This is a genomic window from Halpernia sp. GG3, assembly GCF_052976925.2.
Genome location: NZ_JBRIIR020000010.1, coordinates 340,909 through 358,611, shown reverse-complemented (window position 1 = coordinate 358,611; position 17,703 = coordinate 340,909). Strand labels below are relative to the sequence as shown.

The window sequence follows — 17,703 nt, the reverse complement described above, 5'->3', positions numbered from 1 at the left end:
TAAGGATTTTAATTCTGATTCTGTCTTCAAATAAAATCTGAAAATGTTAATTTAATAATTAAAAAATTAATAATTAAAAGCCTTTTTATTAAGAATATGTTAATTATATTTGCGCAGAATTTTTAGTAAAATTTCGCACGCATTATTGATAGTAACAAAATAGATTTGTACTAAATTAATAAAGGAATATCAGCTCAGTTTTTTAAATACATTTTTATGATAAATAAATTAAAAATATTATTCTTTCTTCCAATCGGCTTAACTCTTTCAGCGCAGCAAAAGCAATCAGCCATCGATGAGGTTTTAGTGCAAGGAAAATTTTTAAATCTTCCTGTAGAAAAAATCAATGAAAATATTACCATCATTACAAAGGCCGAAATTGAAAGATCGCCCGCAAACAGTATTGATGAATTATTACAATTAAATACAGGTTTAGATATTCGCAGAAGAGGAGCAAATGGTGTTCAAGCTGACATTTCTATTCGTGGAAGTTCTTTTGAGCAGGTTTTGATTTTAGTGAATGGCGTTAGAATAAACGACAGCCAAACGGGACACAATTCCTTAAATATTCCGTTCGATTTAGATTCTGTGCAGCAAATTGAAATTATCAAAGGTCCTGCAGCAAGGCGATTTGGACAAAATGCTTATGCCGGCGTGATTAATATTATTACAAAACCTTTGGCAGAAAAGTCGGTGAAAATTTCCGCAGAAGGAGGAGATTTTAAATCCTATGATTTTGGTGCAAATGCAAATATTGGAAATGAAAAATTTTCAAATTTGATTCAGGTTCACACTTCTGCTTCGGATGGTTACAGATACAACACAGATTATAAAATCAATAATTTTTATTATCAAAATAATCTAAAAATTAAAAATGGCGCTATAAGTTTACAAGCTGGTTTTTCTGAAAAAAAGTTCGGTGCAAATGGTTTTTATTCATCACCAAAAGCAACTGAACAATATGAAGAAGCACAAGCTTCACTCGTAAGTATTTCGCACCATCAAACTTTTAACAAATGGGACATTAATTCTAATATTTCATGGAGACATGGACAAGATATGTATGTTTTTATTCGGAGTAAGCCATCTGTTTATAGAAATTTACACTTGGGAAATAACATTGGCGGCGAGTTTAATGCAGCGTACCATTCAAGTTTAGGAGTTACTGGTTTGGGTGTAGAATTGCGTAAAGAAATTTTAGTTAGTAACAATCTAGGAAGTAGAAATCGCTTTGTTTCGCAAGTTTTTTTTGAACATCATTTTTCTTTGTTAAACGATAAATTAGCCATTTCACCTGGAGTTTCATATGCTAATTATAGCAATGAAGGCAACTTTTTTTATCCGGGATTAGACGCAGGATATACCTTTAACGAACACCACAAAATTTACGGAAATATTGCAAAAGTTCACCGCGTCCCAACATTTACAGATTTATATTATACAAGTGGAACAGAACAGGGAAGTGCAGATTTAAAACCAGAAAGCGCCGTTTCTACTGAAATTGGATATCAATTTAAACAAAATAATTTCTTGGCTAAAACAAGTTTTTTTACTAGAGATTCTAACAATTTAATTGATTGGGCAAAAGACACACCCGCTTCTAAATGGGTTGCGACAAATATCGGAAAAGTATCGTTAAAGGGCGTAGAAGTTGAAGTGAAACAAGAGTTTTTCGGTTTTTTTAAATCTTACAGTTTGGGTTATACTTATTTAGATAATCAGCGAAAAGATTCTGATACAAGGCTTTCGCGTTATAATTTAGAAAATTTAAAACACCAGTTTGTGGCAACTTTAGAAAATAAATTTTTAAAAAATTTCACCAATGTTTTAACATATCGCTACAATGAAAGAGTGAATTTAGGCAGTTATAATCTGCTTGATGAAAAACTAAACTACAATATGAAAGATTTTTCAGTTTACGTTTTGATCAATAATTTAACCAATTCAAAATATGTTGAAACAAGTTTGGTTCCTATGCCTGGAAGATGGTTTCATGTCGGCTTGAGTTATAAAATTAATTTTTCTAAAAATTAATGGATAAAAAGATTTTAGTAATGATCGCAGTTAATATATTTCTCTTTGTAAATGCGCAAAAAGAAAATTTATCTTCGTTTAATGTAATATCTTTAAATTACCAATTTAGTCCAAAGTTTTTTCTGTATTCTGAGTTACAGTCACGCGGTTTTGAAGATTATACTTATCCTGATTATTATGAAATAAAAGGTGGAATTGGTTATAATTTATCCAAAAACAATAAACCTTTACTCGGTATCGGGCGTTATGTAAATTACACCAATAAAAAATTAAGCAAAGAAGAATTGCGCTTTTGGATACAGGATATTGTTAATTTTAATGCGGGAATTTTTAAGTTTGAGAACCGTTTTCGCGCGGAGCAAAGTTACTTTTATGAACCTTTAAAAGATTTAAATTCGAAACGAAACAGGTTTCGTTACAGGTTAAATATTTCGGCACCTTTAAATGCTAAGAAAATTGAGAAAGGAACTCTTTCCGCAAATTTTTACGACGAAGTTTTTTTGATCACGCCTTTAAAACCTGCTTTTGCAAGAAATCGAGTTTTCGCGGGTTTTGCCTATCAATATTCGAAGGAAGTAAGTTTAGCTACAGGCTATCTTTGGCAAAGAGAATTTCAAACTTTAAGTAATCGAAATTTTTACTTTCTATTTTTTGCCGTCAACATAAATATTGATCAGGCGAAACAAGAAGTAGAAAACTTTCATTCAACCGTACCAGATTAATGTTGGTAACTTTTTCAATCTAATTTTATTTAACCAAAATTGGCTTTCGATTTTTAAAGTCAAATCATTATCTTTGTCCACATATAAAAATTTTTGCATGAAATTTATAGTTTCCAGTGGTGAATTACAGAAGGCTTTACAGATCGTAAGTGGCGTAATTTCAACTTCCCAATCCAGACCAATTCTGGAGAATTTTCTTTTTGATTTAAAAGAGAACGTTTTAAAACTCACTGCTTCAGATGGTGAAACAACTTTGATTACTTCGCTTGAAGTGAAATCTGAAGATGAAGGGAAATTTGCAGTACCTGCAAAAATTTTTCAGGATTTCGTGAAAACTTACGGCGAGCAACCTTTGACACTTTCTGTGAAAGAATCTGACGATGGAAACGGCAGTTTATTAGAGATTTTAGATGAAAAAGATAATTTTGCGGTTGCTTTAGATAACGCAGAAGATTATCCCGACGTTCCTGAATTTGAGTCTTCACAAAGTATTACAATGCCTTCCGGAATTTTATCTGAGGCTTTGGCAAACACACTTTTTGCAACCAGTAATGATTCACTTCGCCCAGTGATGACGGGTGTTCTGTTTCAGTTCAAAGAAGATGAAACTAATTTTGTTTCTACAGATTCTCACCGTTTGGTGGTTTACAAAAGAGATGATTTGGTAAATGCAGAACCGATGGAATTCATCATGCCTAAAAAACCTTTGTCAATTTTTAAGAATATTCTTGCTAATTCAAACGAAGATGTAGCCATTGATTTTAATGAAAATATGGCGAAATTTACCTTCGGAAATAATATCTGGATCTGTAGATTGATCGATGGAAAATATCCAAATTATACGGCGGTAATTCCAAAAGAAAACCCGAATGTTTTGACAATTAACAGAGGACTTTTGCTAAGCGCAATTAGAAGGGCATCAATTATGTCTAATAAATCTACCAATCAAATTAGATTTAAGTTATCTGGAAATATTTTACATCTTCACGCAGAAGATACTGAATATGCGAACAAAGCAGACATGCAAATCCCGTGTGATTACAGCGGCGAAGATATCAATATTGGTTTCAGTTCTAAATTTTTAACGGAAATGCTTTCGGTTTTAAATTCTGACGATATCACCATGAAAATGTCGCAGCCAAACCGCCCAGGAATTATTGAGCCAGTGGATGGTTTAGAAGATAACGAACATATTTTAATGCTTTCTATGCCTGTAATTGGGATGTAGAATTATAACAAATATTTTTATAAGATTGAGATTTGAGATGTGTTTCAAATCTCTTCTTATTTAAATTAATTTTTGACAGAAAAAAGTAAATGAAAATTTCAAATAATTGGCTTAAAGATTTTATAGGCACCGATCTTAATACAGATAAAATCAGCGAATATCTTACTGATATTGGTCTGGAAGTGGAAGGTGTAGAGAAATTTGAAAATATAAAAGGCAGCCTTGAAGGAATTGTTGTGGGGAAAATTTTAACCTGCGTGAAACATCCAAATGCTGATAAATTAAATATTACAACAGTAGATATTGGTGGTTCAGATATTTTGCAAATTGTCTGTGGTGCCCCAAATGTTGCGGCCGGACAAACCGTTCCTGTTGCAGTTGTAGGAACAAAATTATTTGATAAAGCTGGTAATGCTTTTGAAATTAAAAAAGCGAAAATTCGCGGTGAAGTTTCTGAAGGTATGATTTGCGCGGAAGATGAATTAGGTTTAAGCGACGATCACGGCGGGATAATGATTTTAAATGAGAACTATAAAATAGGCGAATTATTTAAAAAATATTTCGAAATTTCCCAAGATGAAGTTTATGAAATTGGTTTAACACCAAATAGAACTGATGCAATGTCCCATTATGGCGTTGCTAGAGATTTAAATGCGTTTCTTTCCAGCCATCAATTAAAATCAGATTTCAAAAAATTAGAAGTTGAGGAAGAGGAAATTTCTGGAAGTCATGATTTTAAAATTGAAGTAGAAAATGAAGACTTGGTTCCAAGATATTTGGGCGCAGTTATTGAAAATATTAAAATTTCAGACTCACCAAATTGGTTAAAAGACCGATTGAAAGCCATTGGTTTAAACCCTATAAATAACGTTGTAGATATTACAAATTATACTCTTCACGGACTTGGACAACCGTTGCACGCTTTTGATGCTGCAAAAATTAAAGGTAACAAAATCATTGTTGGAACTGCAAAAGAAGGAACAAAATTCACCACTTTAGATGGAGTAGAACGTACTTTAAATGGTGCGGAGATTATGATAAAAGATGGCGATCAAAACCCGATGTGTATTGCAGGCGTTTTTGGTGGTGCTAATTCTGGTGTTTCGACGGAAACTAAAAAAATTGTGTTGGAAAGTGCCTATTTTAATCCCGTTGCGATAAGAAAAGCCGCAAAATCACACTGTTTAAATACCGATGCTTCTTTTAGATTTGAACGTGGGGTCGATATAAAAAATGCAAGAAAAGCTTTAATAGTTGCGGTAAAAATGATAGAGAAATTCACTGGCGGAAAATTAGTTGGTGAGATTTTAGAATCTTATCCAAAAGAAGTTGAAAATAATTATGTAGTCTTTCGATATTCAAAATTAGACCAACTTTTAGGTATGAAAATTCACCGTGAAAAAGTGAAAGCGATTTTAAAATTTTTAGAAATTGAGATTTTAAATGAAATTAATAATGGATTAGAACTATCAGTTCCTACTTATAGGGCAGATGTGACGCGCGAGATTGATGTGATCGAAGAAATCCTTCGTATTTATGGGTACAATAAAATTAATTTGCCGGAAAAATTTTCTTTCACGCCGGTTACCTTAAGTTTGGACGATCAGGATGCGCTAGAAAACTCTTGGGCGAGAGCACTTCAAAGCCAAGGTTTTAATGAAGTGATGAATAATTCTTTGCGTTCTGTAAAAGACGAAAGTGAAGCTGTAAAACTATTAAATCCTTTAAGCGGCGATTTGGCTTTTATGCGGAAATCACTTTTAGAAGGACTTTTAGAAAATGCAGCGTACAACATTAACCGAAAAAATGCAGATCTGAAATTCTTTGAATTGGGTAAGATTTACCATAAAAAAGAGAAGTATGAAGAACGCAAACAATTAGCGCTTCTAGTAACGGGAAGAAACCACGCAGAAAATTGGATTTTACCAAAATCTGCAACCAATTTCTATTATTTAAAATCTTATGTCATCCTTTTATTAGATAAATTAAAACTGGCTTACCAAGAATTACCTCTAAAGGATTCTAGATTTTCAGATGGTTTAGAATTAACTTTAGAGGGTAAAACTTTAGCAAGATTAGGAAAAGTATCGCCAGAATTTTTGAAAGATGCAGACGTTGACCAAGACGTCTTTTATGCTGAGATTGAAGTGGAAAACTGTGAACGATTAAGAGTGAAAGATAATTTCAAATTTATTGACATTCCGAAGTTCAATAAAATTAGACGAGATTTGGCATTGCTTTTAGATAAACAGATTTCTTACGCTGAACTTCATTCTTTAGCGAAGAAAAACCCTTCAAAATTTTTGAAAAATATTAATCTTTTTGACGTCTACGAAGGACAAAATTTGCCTGAAGGAAAAAAATCTTACGCGCTAAGTTTTGAATTATTAAATGAAGAAAAAACGCTGGAAGAAAAGGATATTTCTGAGGTGATGAATGCTTTGATAAAATCTTTTAAAACGGAATTTAATGCGGAACTTCGATAAAAAAAATTAAGTATTAAAAATTTAAAAATTATGAAAAATACACTTTTAGCATTTTGCAGTTTTATTTTACTTGCATCTTGTTCCTCAATCAACGGTTTAAAATCTAAATCTGGTAAAAGTCAGGCCTCATTAAACAACTCAAGTTGGACTTTAGCAGATACTGTGAAAGGAACGTCACCTACTTTATTAATCAGCGGCGACAGAATTTCTGGAAATGCAGGTTGTAATAATTACTTTTCTACGGAAATTAATTTGGATCCAAAGGTGGGAAATTTTACCGTAAGAAATATTGGTTCTACCAGAAAAATGTGCGACAATATGGATGTCGAAACTAATTTCTTAAAAATGCTTGATGCCACAACAAAGTATGTTGTAAAAGACAATGCGCTAGAGCTTTATAAAGATAATTTGTTGCTTTTAAGATTTAAAAAAATGTAAGAATTTAATTTATATCTAGATTTAAAATTTAGATTTAGAACTAAAAATTTAAATAAAAAAAGTGCAGAGATTAATTCTGCACTTTTTTTTATTTTAAATTATCAACGGTCAAAGATGAACAATTAATTATTTAATTATATCCGCTTCCAGTTTACTATCACCATAGATTTTAATAAACGCTTTTGTATTGTCTGCTTTTGTAGCTAAGTTCACGTTTGGAATATATTTCTGTGGATTGATCGTAAATAAAGGAAACCAAGTGCTTTCAATTTGAACCTGTATTTTGTGTCCTTTTTTAAACGTGTGCATCACATCTTGTAATTTGAAATCAACCGCCGTTTTTTGGTTTGGAACCAAAGCTTCTGGTTTTTCAATCGAGTTTCTAAATCTTGCAGGCATAATTTCACTTCTCACCAACTGATGGTAATTTTGTAAAATGACATTTGGTTTGTCTGCATTTTCTGCTTCATTATCTGGATAAACATCGATTAATTTGACAATAAAATCAGCATCGTTTGACGTTGATGAAATATTTAATTTCGCCATTAATTCACCACCAAAAGTAAGGTCGTCCGTTAAAATATCAGTTGTAAAAGACGCCACATCCGGACGCATTTCTGCAAATCTTTGGTCTTCACTCATGTAATTTCTAGGTGTAAAACCATTAAAATCTTTTAAGTTTTCTGAACTAATAACGGGTTTTGAGGGATCACTGTAATATTCAGTTGTACTTTCTGAAGGTTTCATTTCAATTTTATTATTAACAAAATAGAAATCTTGTTTCTTCGCATTTTCTGGTGGATATTTAGAAAACTCACGCCATTTTTTTGCGCCTGTGTCAAACATAACCGCTTCAGGAATTCCCGAATCTTCTTTTGTGTTTCCTTTTAAATAATGAGCGAAAAATTTCGTCTCAAGATTTTTTTGATAATAGGTGGCGATACTGTCGCCGAAATAAATATCATTATGATAGGCTTTTCCAGTTTCTCGTCCCCAAGCGCCATGAGAAAAAGGCCCCATCACGATTGTACTTTTTGCTTTTGGCGAACTTTTTTCAATCGCTTTGTAAATGTTTAATGGTCCGGAAAGATCTTCTGCATCAAATAAACCACCAACAATCAGAACAGCCTGATTTACATTTTTAAAGTGAGGCAATAAATTCCTTTTTTGCCAATAATCATCATAGTTTGGATGGTCCATAATTTCCTGCATAAAGAAATTATTTTTGTAAAATTTATCTACACCCTCTTTTAAAGTTCCCATATCAGTGTAAAATTTTAGACCGTCATCAGAATATTTTTTAATCATCGAACTTGCGAACCAAGAATCTGGTGTTAAACTTGTTTTTTGCACACCAAAAACTGGGAATGTTCGAAAATAGCCTAACATAAATCTTCCGTTATGTAAGAAATCATCATTCCAAAAATTTGAAATTGGCGCTTGTGGCGAAGATGCGACTAAAGCCGGGTGATTAGATAAAATCCCTGCAGCAGTATAAAATCCTGGATAAGAAGTGCCGTATTGCCCAACTTTTCCATTGTTATCAGGAATATTTTTTACGAGCCAATCTACTGTGTCGTAGGTATCGGTGCTTTCATCTATATCTTTTTTTGTTTTATGTTCTACCTGCGGCGTCATATTTGTGAAAGTACCTTCGCTCATATACCTTCCGCGCACATCTTGTTGAATAAAGATATAACCATCTTTCATCATAAAGGGATTTGGACCAAGTCGCGTCGCTAACTTATCTTCACCGTAAGGCGCGATGCTGTAGCAAGTTCGCATCATTACCATCGGGTATTTTTTACTTTTAGAAATATCTTTCGGCGTATAAACCGAAGTAAATAGTTTCACACCATCTCGCATCGTAATGTACATTTCCTTTTTCGTGTAATGATCTTGCACATAAGGATCAACCGCTCTTTTTTGCTCCTGACTAAAACTGAGAATAAATACAAAAAGCAAGAGAACTGAACTGAATTTTTTCATAGTTTATAAAATTTCCACTAAATTATGATATATTTTTTGGGCATGCCCTTTTTCTCAGAAAAATTTCGTAAAATATTTTGGTTTTGCAGAGTAAAAGGTCGGTTTTCAGCGCTCAATCTTTTTTACGCGTAGTAAAGATGCGCGCAAAAAATTATTTCCGCCTAAGCCTTTATGCGAGAGTTAATTTAAACAACCTGTTAATTTTCAGGAGTTCCGTAAATCTCTTGACGTCGTTTTTCTTTATAATTCTGATCGTCGCAAGTCATTTAAAATAAAATTTAGTTTTTATTCGCATTTTAAATTCGTAAACTATTTACATGAAAAAAAATTTATAACTATAAAAAGAATTAAAGTTGAAATAAAACCTTTGGTTATGCCGCCTGACACAGATTATTTTTCACGCGTTTCATATTTATTATCCGGTAAAATAAAACCCGAAACCGAATCTGACCACAAGATTTTAAAGGAAGCAGAAGAAATTGCAAAAAAAAGGTCATGTTGTAGGAATACCTTTCAACTGAAAACAAAAAAAGAACCCATTTCTGAGTTCTTCATTTATTTAAAGTTAAGCTAAATGTTATGCTTCGTCTTCATCTTCATCTTCTTCGTCATACTTTGCTAATTCATCGTCGCACCATTTAAAGGCCTGTTCTACAACCTTTGTTGCTTCGTCAGCCATAGATTCTTCATCATCGCCTTCTAAATCATCAAACCATTCTACTTCTTCTTCTTCAACATTTAAAACGAATCGAGGATATTCTGTGTGCACCACATATAAATCTTCGGGATTATCGGAATTGTCCGCTAATAAAAACTTTGGTAATTTCATTGTCTTATAATTTTAATTTCGGCTCAAAGGTAAGAAAATCTTACTGAAATTTATTCTTACTAATTTTTATTTTAGATGTCACTTTATATGAAGTTAAAGTAGTTTCTTGCAATGTATCTTGAGGTTTAAATGTAATTGAAAGTCTCGGATTAACCGTACTAATTAATTCTGCAATTTGAATCTTTTTTTCAATGTCCAAACCATTTAATAAAAAATATTTTAAAGGGACTTTATCTAATTTTTCTGTTTTTAAATATTGTGTGATTTTTTTTCTGTTTTCTAAATAGTTGCCGCGTGAAAGCCAAGTAAAAGTTAAACCAGTCAATAAACTTAAAGTAGCAATTGAATAAGTATAAACACCAAAAATTTGAAATAGCTTTTTAAAATAAACCAACCAAATGCTTAATATAAATGGTGATAAAAGTCTGTAGTCCAAAGCATCTACAGAATAAAAATATTGGATAAAATAGGAACAGAAAATACAAAAAATACCCGTAAATAATGCAAATTTTTCTGTTGCTGAAATTTTATTTTTAAGGAATAAGAACAACATTAAAATTAGATTAGCAGCACCAATGCCGTAAATTCCATAATTTAAAATGTTAACATTTGGACTAGCAATATGGATGAAGGGATTAAAGCTGGTGCAAAGTCCTTGAAATAATTCTAATAAAAGTTGGGAGGTTGGCTTTAGAGTAATTTCTAAAGCTTGTTTATAGTAATCTTGGTTAAAATAATTAATGAAAAATATTTGGTATAAACCGATGAATAAAAGCCCAAACAAACTGGAAATTAGAAATATTTTAGCATATTTCTTTTGAAGGTTAAATATTCCAAAAGAGAAAATAGACATCACGAAAAACACTGCGCTGTAACGAATATTGTACATAGCAATTAAAATTAAACTTAGGTAAATAATGGCTTTTCTACCAGAAAGTTCACCAATAATGATTTGTCTGGAAATGTATAAAAAAACGAAAACAAATGGTAAAATTAAGCCTTCACTCAAGCTAAAAGAAAATATAGAAATATAACTGTAAAGTGCAGTTGTTAATAGTATTTCTTTAATATAAAATTTTTTTTTCCACGCAAAATAAATAAGAAATGAATACGCCAAAAGTCCAATAATTTTGCTAGCCCAAAATTCATCTGAAAAGTAGGCGAAAAACTTTATAAAAAGTGGATAACCGAGCGGCGTCGTAGTATTATCGATTACGGGAAATGCTTCTGCTGTGCGAAAATATCGAATCGAATCTGGAGTAGTTCTTCCTTTTTCATTGAGCAAAAAACGCAAAATTACCATCACAAAAGTAATGGCTATTAAAAAATATTGAAATAAGCGTTCTTGTCTTTTTCTCATAAAACTACATTAAAAGCGAAATATTGCAGCCCGACTTGAGCGGAACTCTCCGCCGCGGCGGAAGTGGGAGCGGAAGGCGGAAATTGCTGCCCAAATAATATTATTTCAAAAACATCTTTGAGACAGTTTCAGCTTTTTTACTTTCAGAGTAATCGTAAAATCCTTCGCCCGATTTCACACCTTTTTTACCGGCCATTACCATATTTACTAATAGTGGATTTGGCGCGTATTTCGGATTTTTAAAACCGTCATACATTACATTTAAAATTGCCAAACAAACGTCAAGTCCGATAAAATCTGCCAATTGCAGCGGTCCCATCGGATGCGCCATTCCTAATTTCATTACCGTATCAATTTCTTCCACACCTGCAACGCCGTTGTAAAGGGTTTCTATGGCTTCGTTTATCATGGGCATCAGAATTCTGTTTGCCACAAACCCCGGATAATCATTTACTTCCGTGGGCGTTTTTCCTAACGTTTTGCTGAGTTCAAAAATGGTATCAAAAGTTTCTTTGGACGTACTATAGCCTTTTATAATTTCCACTAATTTCATAATCGGAACTGGATTCATGAAATGCATTCCTATCACCTTATCTGGTCGGGAAGTAGCAGCTGCAATCTGAGTAATAGAGATAGAAGAAGTGTTTGTCGCCAGTATGCAATTTTTTGGCGAAAACTCGTCCATTTGTTTAAAAATTTTCAATTTTAAATCTAGATTTTCTGTCGCAGCTTCAACGATTAGATCTGCATTTTTTATAACTTCTGATAAATCTGAAGACGTAGAAATATTTGCTAAAGTATTCGATTTTTCAACTTCTGAAATTTTTTCTTTTGCCACCATTCTGTCTAGATTTTTTGAAATATTTGCAATTCCATTTTCTAAACTTTCCTTATTTAGATCAACTAATGTTACTTTAAAATTTTTCTGTGCAAAGGTGTGTGCAATTCCATTACCCATGGTTCCGGCTCCAATCACGACTATGTTTTTTAGCATAATATATTTTTTATTTTTAATAATTTTTAAGATAGGTTTTTTTTTCTTCTAAAAGTTCACCTGAAAAATTAGAAGTTTTAAATTTTGTTTTTATAAATACGCGCTCGCCGTCCATTCTATTCAGAAATACCGCAAAATGAAGATGAGGACCCGTTGACCAACCCGTATTCCCGCTATAACCGATGAATTGCCCTTTTTTAATGTCATCGCCAACATTTACTTCTGAGCCGTTTTGTTTTAAATGAAGATATTCTGCAAAAGTACCGTCTGGCTGGATGATTAAAATAAAATTATTGTATTTCGCACATTCTTTTGTTTTACAATTGGTATTATTATGTTCTTCAGTAGCTACAACTTTTCCTTCCCGCGCTGCAAAAACTTTTTCACCAACTTTAAAATTAAAATCTAACGCCGCTTGATTCATGTGGGAAATTCGACCATTATAACCTTGATAGATGCTGTAAGATTTATTGCTCTCAAATGGAAGGTCGTAGATATAATTTTCATCATAATTAGTTTGCGTAATATCGCCAAAAGTATAATTACTACTTGAGCCATAACCTGCAGCTTTTTCAAGTTTAATCGGTGTGATCTCTGCGATCAGAAATCGTTTAGTCTGAGCCGGAATCACAACTATTTTACCATTTGGCAGCGAACTTTTCATATTATTTAAGGTGAAAATAAAAACAGCAGACATTGGCATTAATTCTAGATTTTCTGCGTACAGTTCATAAGAGCGGTCTTTTTTTTCTGAAAAGTATTTTATAGTTCCAACGCTTTGAGCAGTTATAAAAAACGGCAGAATACAAAGGAGGTAAGCCAAGATATTTTTCATACTAACTGTTTAAATTATCAAAAACGATTTTAGAAATATCCGCAATTATTTTGCAATTTACTTTTTCAGTTTCTTTAGAATTGCTCACGAAAACACAAATTGCATAATGAGTGCCGTTGGGTAATGTGATAATTCCCATATCATTTGTCGCCGCAGTAAATCCATTAATTGTGAAAGAAGTTCCAGTTTTATGTGCTAAAACATTTTTTGGTAATGATTCTGAAAGTCTATTTTTTCCGGTCGAAGTTTCCGCCATTATTTTCATTAAAAAATCGGTAGATGATTTAGAAACAATTTTACCTTCTTGGAAATCTTTTAAAAGTTTGACAATCGAATTCGTTGAACTAAAATTTTCATATTGTTTGTCTAAAACTTCATGACACTGTTCTTCAGTATATTTTATTTGAAAATCTTTGACGCCTTTTTTATTTATAAAATCTTGTACGGTTTTTGTGCCGCCAATTAATTTTAATAATAAATCACAACCATTATTGTCGCTTTGCGCCACCGTATATTCAATGATTTCCGCTAAAGTTAATTCTACATTCCCAATTGGATATTTCTCCCTAATTGGACTCCAAGTATTCTCTAACAGATCTGTTTTTTTAATTAAAATTGTTTGGTTTAAACTTAATTTTCCTTTATCAACTAAATTTAAAACTGCCAAAGCGATATGAAATTTAAATACACTTTGCATTGGTAAATGCTCATTTCCTTTAATGTTAAGTGCAAAAGGTTTTTCAATTCCCAAAACAGAAATACCGACAGTGGCTTTTTTTTCAGCGGTTATTTTATGAATTTGAGTTTCTAAATCAGATTTATTTTGCGCACATGACGTTGCGAAAATTATTAAAAATAGGAAGATTAGGTTTTTCATTTAATTTAAAATTCTAACTTATCATCTTCACAATTTCCAACGCTATTTTCAACGCTTCAGTTCCATCTTGCAAACTCACTTCCACATTTTTATTTTCTGTGATAGAATCTGCAAAACTTTCCAACTCATCTAAAATTGCGTTATTGGGATGAATCGGCGGATATTCAAAAATAATCTGGTTTTTTTCACCTTCCGCATTTTCAATGATCATATCAAAATCACTCGGATTTTCTGGTGCTTCTTTAATGCGAATAACTTCAGATTTTTTCTCTAAAAAATCCACAGAAATATAAGCGTCCTTCTGGAAAAACCGAGATTTTCGCATCGCTTTCATCGAAATTCTGGAAGTCGTCAAATTAGCAACACAACCATTTTCAAACTCAATTCTCGCATTGCAAATATCTGGTGATCTTGAAACCACAGAAACGCCGGAAGCATGGATGACTTTCACTTTAGATTTTACCAGACTCAGCAAAATATCCAGATCGTGGATCATTAAATCCAAAACCACTGAAACATCAGTGCCGCGCGGATTAAATTCTGCTAAACGATGGATTTCAATAAACATCGGGTCTTTAATGTAATCTTTTGATCCAATAAAAGCAGGATTGTATCTCTCAACATGTCCAACTTGTGCTTTTATGCCAAATTCTCTACATTTAAAAAGAATTTCTTCTGCTTCTTTTAAATTTTGCGTGACTGGTTTTTCAATAAAAAAAGGAATTTTATGTTCAATAGCTTTCATAGCGAAATCGTAATGATAAACCGTTGGCGTTACAATATCAAGCATTTCAATTTTAGATAATAAATCGTCAAAATCGTCAAAATATTTATAGCCAGATTCCGCTTCTATTTTTTTTCCGTTTTCGACATCTTTATCGTGAAAACCAATTAAATTATATTTATCAGACTGATTAAGTAATTTTAAATGAATTTTGCCCAAATGACCTGCGCCCACTAAACCTGCATTCAACATAGAATTTTTTTTAAGTGTGGTAAAGATAATAAATTAGACCTTAGATTTAGTTTCTTATCCAACTTCTGATATCTAACATCTTTTTGTATTTTTGTAACTATGACGGATTCTTTTGTACATAAAGGCAAGCGTAAATTTTTAGTAGAATACCTGCGGAATAAAATCGGAATTTCAGATGAGAATGTTCTCAGTGCGATGAATGAAGTGCCGCGTCATCTTTTTATCCAAAGTATTTTTGAAGAATTTGCTTATGAAGACCGTGCGTTTCCGATTGCAGCCAAGCAAACTATTTCTCATCCTTCAACGGTTGCCGAACAGACCGAACTTTTAGAATTAAAAAAAGATGAAAAAGTTTTAGAAATCGGCACTGGTTGTGGCTATCAAACGATGGTTTTAATGAAAATGAATACCTTAGTTTATACGGTTGAGCGTCAAAAAGATTTATTTGATTACTCAAAAAATATATTGAGAGAACTCAATTCTCGACCGAAATTTCAAAGTTTTGGCGATGGTTTTGCGGGACTTCCTACTTTTGCACCTTTTGATAAAATTTTGGTGACTTGCGGCGCAGAAAATTTACCTACAGAATTATTACATCAATTAAAAACGGGTGGAAAAATGGTAATTCCATTGGGAAAAACCGACGAACAGATTCTTTATCGTTTTACAAAAATTTCTGAAAGTGAAATTCAAAAGGAAGAATTTGGTGCTTACAAATTTGTACCAATGCTCGGAAATACGATTAAATAAAATTGCATTTCAAAAATTACTTATTACCCATTTTCAATTACTTGTGTTTTATCCCATAATATGAAAACCGCCATCCACATGCCGAATTTCACCAGTAATTCTGGTTTCTGGTCGAAATAAATGCACGATTTCATGGGCTAAATCTTCAGGTAATGCATTCCCAAGCGGACTAATTCTGTGTGCTCTTTCTACATCTTCATTTTTTAAAGTCGCATTTCCGGCTTTGCTTCCCATATAAGGTGAAAATCGCAATGCATTTGCTCTAATTCCGTATTTATTCCCGAGTTCATAAGCCATTTCGATGGTTAATCTTTCTAAAGCCGCTTTTGCAATACTCATATTAATGTACGGAAAAAAAGATACTTTTTCTGCGGCAATGTAACTGAGAGAGACAATGGAAGCACCTTTTTGTAAAACACCGCCATAAAGCAAAGCGTGACAAAGTGAAATTAATGAAAAAGCCGATACATTCATCGTATCATTAAATTCTTCTGCGGTTACCTCCAGCATTGGTTTTACTGATTTATTTCGAATCGTTTTGTCCATTGCGATCGCATGTAAAAACCCATTCAATTGAATATTTTTTTCTTTTAAATCTGTGGCTAGAAAAGTTAAACTTTCCGGTAAAGTCACGTCTAAAGGCGCGGTATAAATATCTTTGCCCAAAACTTTATCACAGGCATTTTTAAAATCGTCGTAATTTTTATTTAAAAAATCACTGGCTTTTTGCGATAAATTTTGATGAAATGGCGTCACGCCAAGTCCAGTGCAGACCACTTTTCCATTGTGTTGAAGGACCTTTTCGGCAGTTTTCATAGCCAATGAATTTTCATCAGCAATTCCAGTAATTAAAAAAGTTTGGTTTGAAAGCATGTTTTAAAAAATTATGAAATATTAATTATGATTTATGAAGTGAATTTAAAAGTTTTGTGTTTTATTAAATATTAAACTCAAAACTCATACTTAATAACTTATACTTTATATAAAGCAGTTCCCCAAGTCCAGCCAGAACCAACGGCTGCAAATAACAACAAATTTCCTGGTTTTATTTTCCCACTTTTATAGGTTTCATCCAAAACAATCGGGATTGTTCCGCCAGAAGTATTCGCATATTTGTCCATATTTGTCATTACTTTTTCAAATGGAATATTTACTTTTCTGGCAGTTTCCTGTAAAATTCTGATACTTGGTTGGTGTGGAATTACCCAATCAACATCTTCGGAAGTCAACTGATTGGCTTCAAGAATTTCTGTGATAACTTCGGGCAAAACTTTTGTCGCCGTGTTGTAAACTTCCTTCCCATTCATTTGGAAATAATGCAATTTATTTTTAATGGTTTCAGCCGAAGCGGGAAGTTCAGATCCACCTGCGGGAATATTAAAATGTAATTTTCCACGTCCGTCTGCATGAAGTTTAAAATCCATAAAACCTTTATCTTCGGTAGTTGCAGAGATTAAAATCGCACCTGCACCATCGCCAAAAAACACAGAATCTTTCCGTTCCCAATCCGTAATCGTCGAAAAAGTATCGGCGCCAATCACCAAAACATTTTTATACATTCCGGTTTGCACAAACTGACAACCAATTGCGATTCCATAAAGTCCGCCTGAGCAAACTGCCGAAATATCAAAAGCCACCGCTTGAAAGGCACCCATTTTTTCCTGTACGAAACACGCCGTAGAAGGTGCTTGACGGTCAGGCGTAGAAGTGGCAACGATAATTAAATTTAGATCCTGTGGCGTAACATCGGTTCCTTCCAAGGCTTTTAAACCTGCTTTATAAGCCAGATCACTCGTCACTTCGCCCACTGCAATTCTTCGTTCTCTGATTCCTAAGTTTTTAAATATCCATTCGTCAGAAGAACCAACTGCTTCAAAAAAATCGTTTTTTAATATTTTTGGCGGTACATAAGAACCAGTTCCTTTTATATAAGCGTTTATTTTCATTTTATCGATATTATTTGCAAATATTACATTTAAATTTTCAATTAATTGCATAAAAATATTTTTTTTACTGCTGATATTGATTATTATTTATATATTATCCAAATAATTAAATCTATTGTTAATTTGCATTTTCTAAAATTTAAATTTTGTAACTATTTATTTTTCAATATATTAATCTAAAAATACAAGATGTAAAGAATATTTTGAATATTTTTTCAGTTAATGTTTTGGGGATTTTA

15 protein-coding genes are annotated in these 17,703 nt (G+C 32.6%); 6 read left to right on the top strand and 9 right to left on the bottom strand.

Annotation, left to right across the window (positions count from 1 at the left end; all coding sequences use genetic code 11):
* The first annotated feature begins 216 nt into the window (after positions 1-216).
* The 5 genes from ACVBED_RS06035 to ACVBED_RS06015 all read left to right on the top strand — a co-directional run bounded on the left by ACVBED_RS06035 (position 217) and on the right by ACVBED_RS06015 (position 6,908).
* On the top strand, positions 217-2,034 hold the full coding sequence (locus tag ACVBED_RS06035) for a TonB-dependent receptor (RefSeq protein WP_447119378.1): 1,818 nt from the start codon (positions 217-219) through the stop codon (positions 2,032-2,034).
* The gene (locus tag ACVBED_RS06030) at positions 2,034-2,756 is read left to right on the top strand and encodes a DUF2490 domain-containing protein (RefSeq protein WP_447119376.1); all 723 of its coding nucleotides are present in this window, start codon (positions 2,034-2,036) and stop codon (positions 2,754-2,756) included. Before ACVBED_RS06035 ends, ACVBED_RS06030 begins: the two co-directional genes overlap by 1 nt.
* Before the next feature lie 97 nt (positions 2,757-2,853).
* On the top strand, positions 2,854-3,984 hold the full coding sequence (dnaN, locus tag ACVBED_RS06025) for a DNA polymerase III subunit beta (protein WP_473094676.1): 1,131 nt from the start codon (positions 2,854-2,856) through the stop codon (positions 3,982-3,984).
* 89 nt (positions 3,985-4,073) lie between these two features.
* On the top strand, positions 4,074-6,470 hold the full coding sequence (gene pheT, locus ACVBED_RS06020; RefSeq protein WP_473094675.1) for a phenylalanine--tRNA ligase subunit beta: 2,397 nt from the start codon (positions 4,074-4,076) through the stop codon (positions 6,468-6,470).
* Between the two features lie 30 nt (positions 6,471-6,500).
* Positions 6,501-6,908, top strand: a complete 408-nt coding sequence (locus ACVBED_RS06015; RefSeq protein WP_447119374.1) for an META domain-containing protein — start codon at positions 6,501-6,503, stop codon at positions 6,906-6,908.
* Positions 6,909-7,034: 126 nt separating this feature from the next.
* On the opposite strand, the gene ACVBED_RS06010 is transcribed toward ACVBED_RS06015, so the two are convergent.
* From ACVBED_RS06010 to ACVBED_RS05980, 7 genes are all read right to left on the bottom strand, one after another.
* On the bottom strand, positions 7,035-8,897 hold the full coding sequence (locus ACVBED_RS06010; RefSeq protein ID WP_447119372.1) for a CocE/NonD family hydrolase: 1,863 nt from the start codon (positions 8,895-8,897) through the stop codon (positions 7,035-7,037).
* 577 nt (positions 8,898-9,474) lie between these two features.
* Complete coding sequence (locus ACVBED_RS06005) at positions 9,475-9,726, bottom strand: hypothetical protein (RefSeq protein WP_447119368.1); 252 nt, start codon at positions 9,724-9,726, stop codon at positions 9,475-9,477.
* A 40-nt stretch (positions 9,727-9,766) separates the two neighbouring features.
* Positions 9,767-11,086, bottom strand: coding sequence for a hypothetical protein (locus ACVBED_RS06000; RefSeq protein ID WP_447119367.1), 1,320 nt, complete (start codon positions 11,084-11,086; stop codon positions 9,767-9,769).
* A gap of 100 nt (positions 11,087-11,186) precedes the next feature.
* Positions 11,187-12,080 (bottom strand): 3-hydroxyacyl-CoA dehydrogenase family protein, encoded by an 894-nt coding sequence (locus ACVBED_RS05995; protein ID WP_447119366.1) that lies wholly within the window; start codon positions 12,078-12,080, stop codon positions 11,187-11,189.
* 16 nt (positions 12,081-12,096) lie between these two features.
* Positions 12,097-12,915 (bottom strand): M23 family metallopeptidase, encoded by an 819-nt coding sequence (locus ACVBED_RS05990; protein ID WP_447119364.1) that lies wholly within the window; start codon positions 12,913-12,915, stop codon positions 12,097-12,099.
* A 1-nt stretch (position 12,916) separates the two neighbouring features.
* Entirely contained in the window at positions 12,917-13,792 is an 876-nt protein-coding gene (gene bla / locus ACVBED_RS05985; protein WP_473094674.1) for a class A beta-lactamase, subclass A2, read from the bottom strand.
* A gap of 13 nt (positions 13,793-13,805) precedes the next feature.
* Complete coding sequence (locus tag ACVBED_RS05980; protein WP_473094673.1) at positions 13,806-14,768, bottom strand: Gfo/Idh/MocA family protein; 963 nt, start codon at positions 14,766-14,768, stop codon at positions 13,806-13,808.
* A gap of 99 nt (positions 14,769-14,867) precedes the next feature.
* Between ACVBED_RS05980 and ACVBED_RS05975 the strand changes: the two genes are divergently transcribed.
* Entirely contained in the window at positions 14,868-15,518 is a 651-nt protein-coding gene (locus ACVBED_RS05975; protein ID WP_473094672.1) for a protein-L-isoaspartate(D-aspartate) O-methyltransferase, read from the top strand.
* A gap of 48 nt (positions 15,519-15,566) precedes the next feature.
* On the opposite strand, the gene ACVBED_RS05970 is transcribed toward ACVBED_RS05975, so the two are convergent.
* Together ACVBED_RS05970 and ACVBED_RS05965 are read right to left on the bottom strand one after the other, a co-directional pair.
* Positions 15,567-16,391, bottom strand: coding sequence for an SDR family oxidoreductase (locus ACVBED_RS05970; protein WP_473094671.1), 825 nt, complete (start codon positions 16,389-16,391; stop codon positions 15,567-15,569).
* Positions 16,392-16,489: 98 nt separating this feature from the next.
* Positions 16,490-17,515, bottom strand: a complete 1,026-nt coding sequence (locus ACVBED_RS05965) for a beta-ketoacyl-ACP synthase III (protein WP_473094670.1) — start codon at positions 17,513-17,515, stop codon at positions 16,490-16,492.
* Positions 17,516-17,703 lie beyond the last annotated feature (188 nt).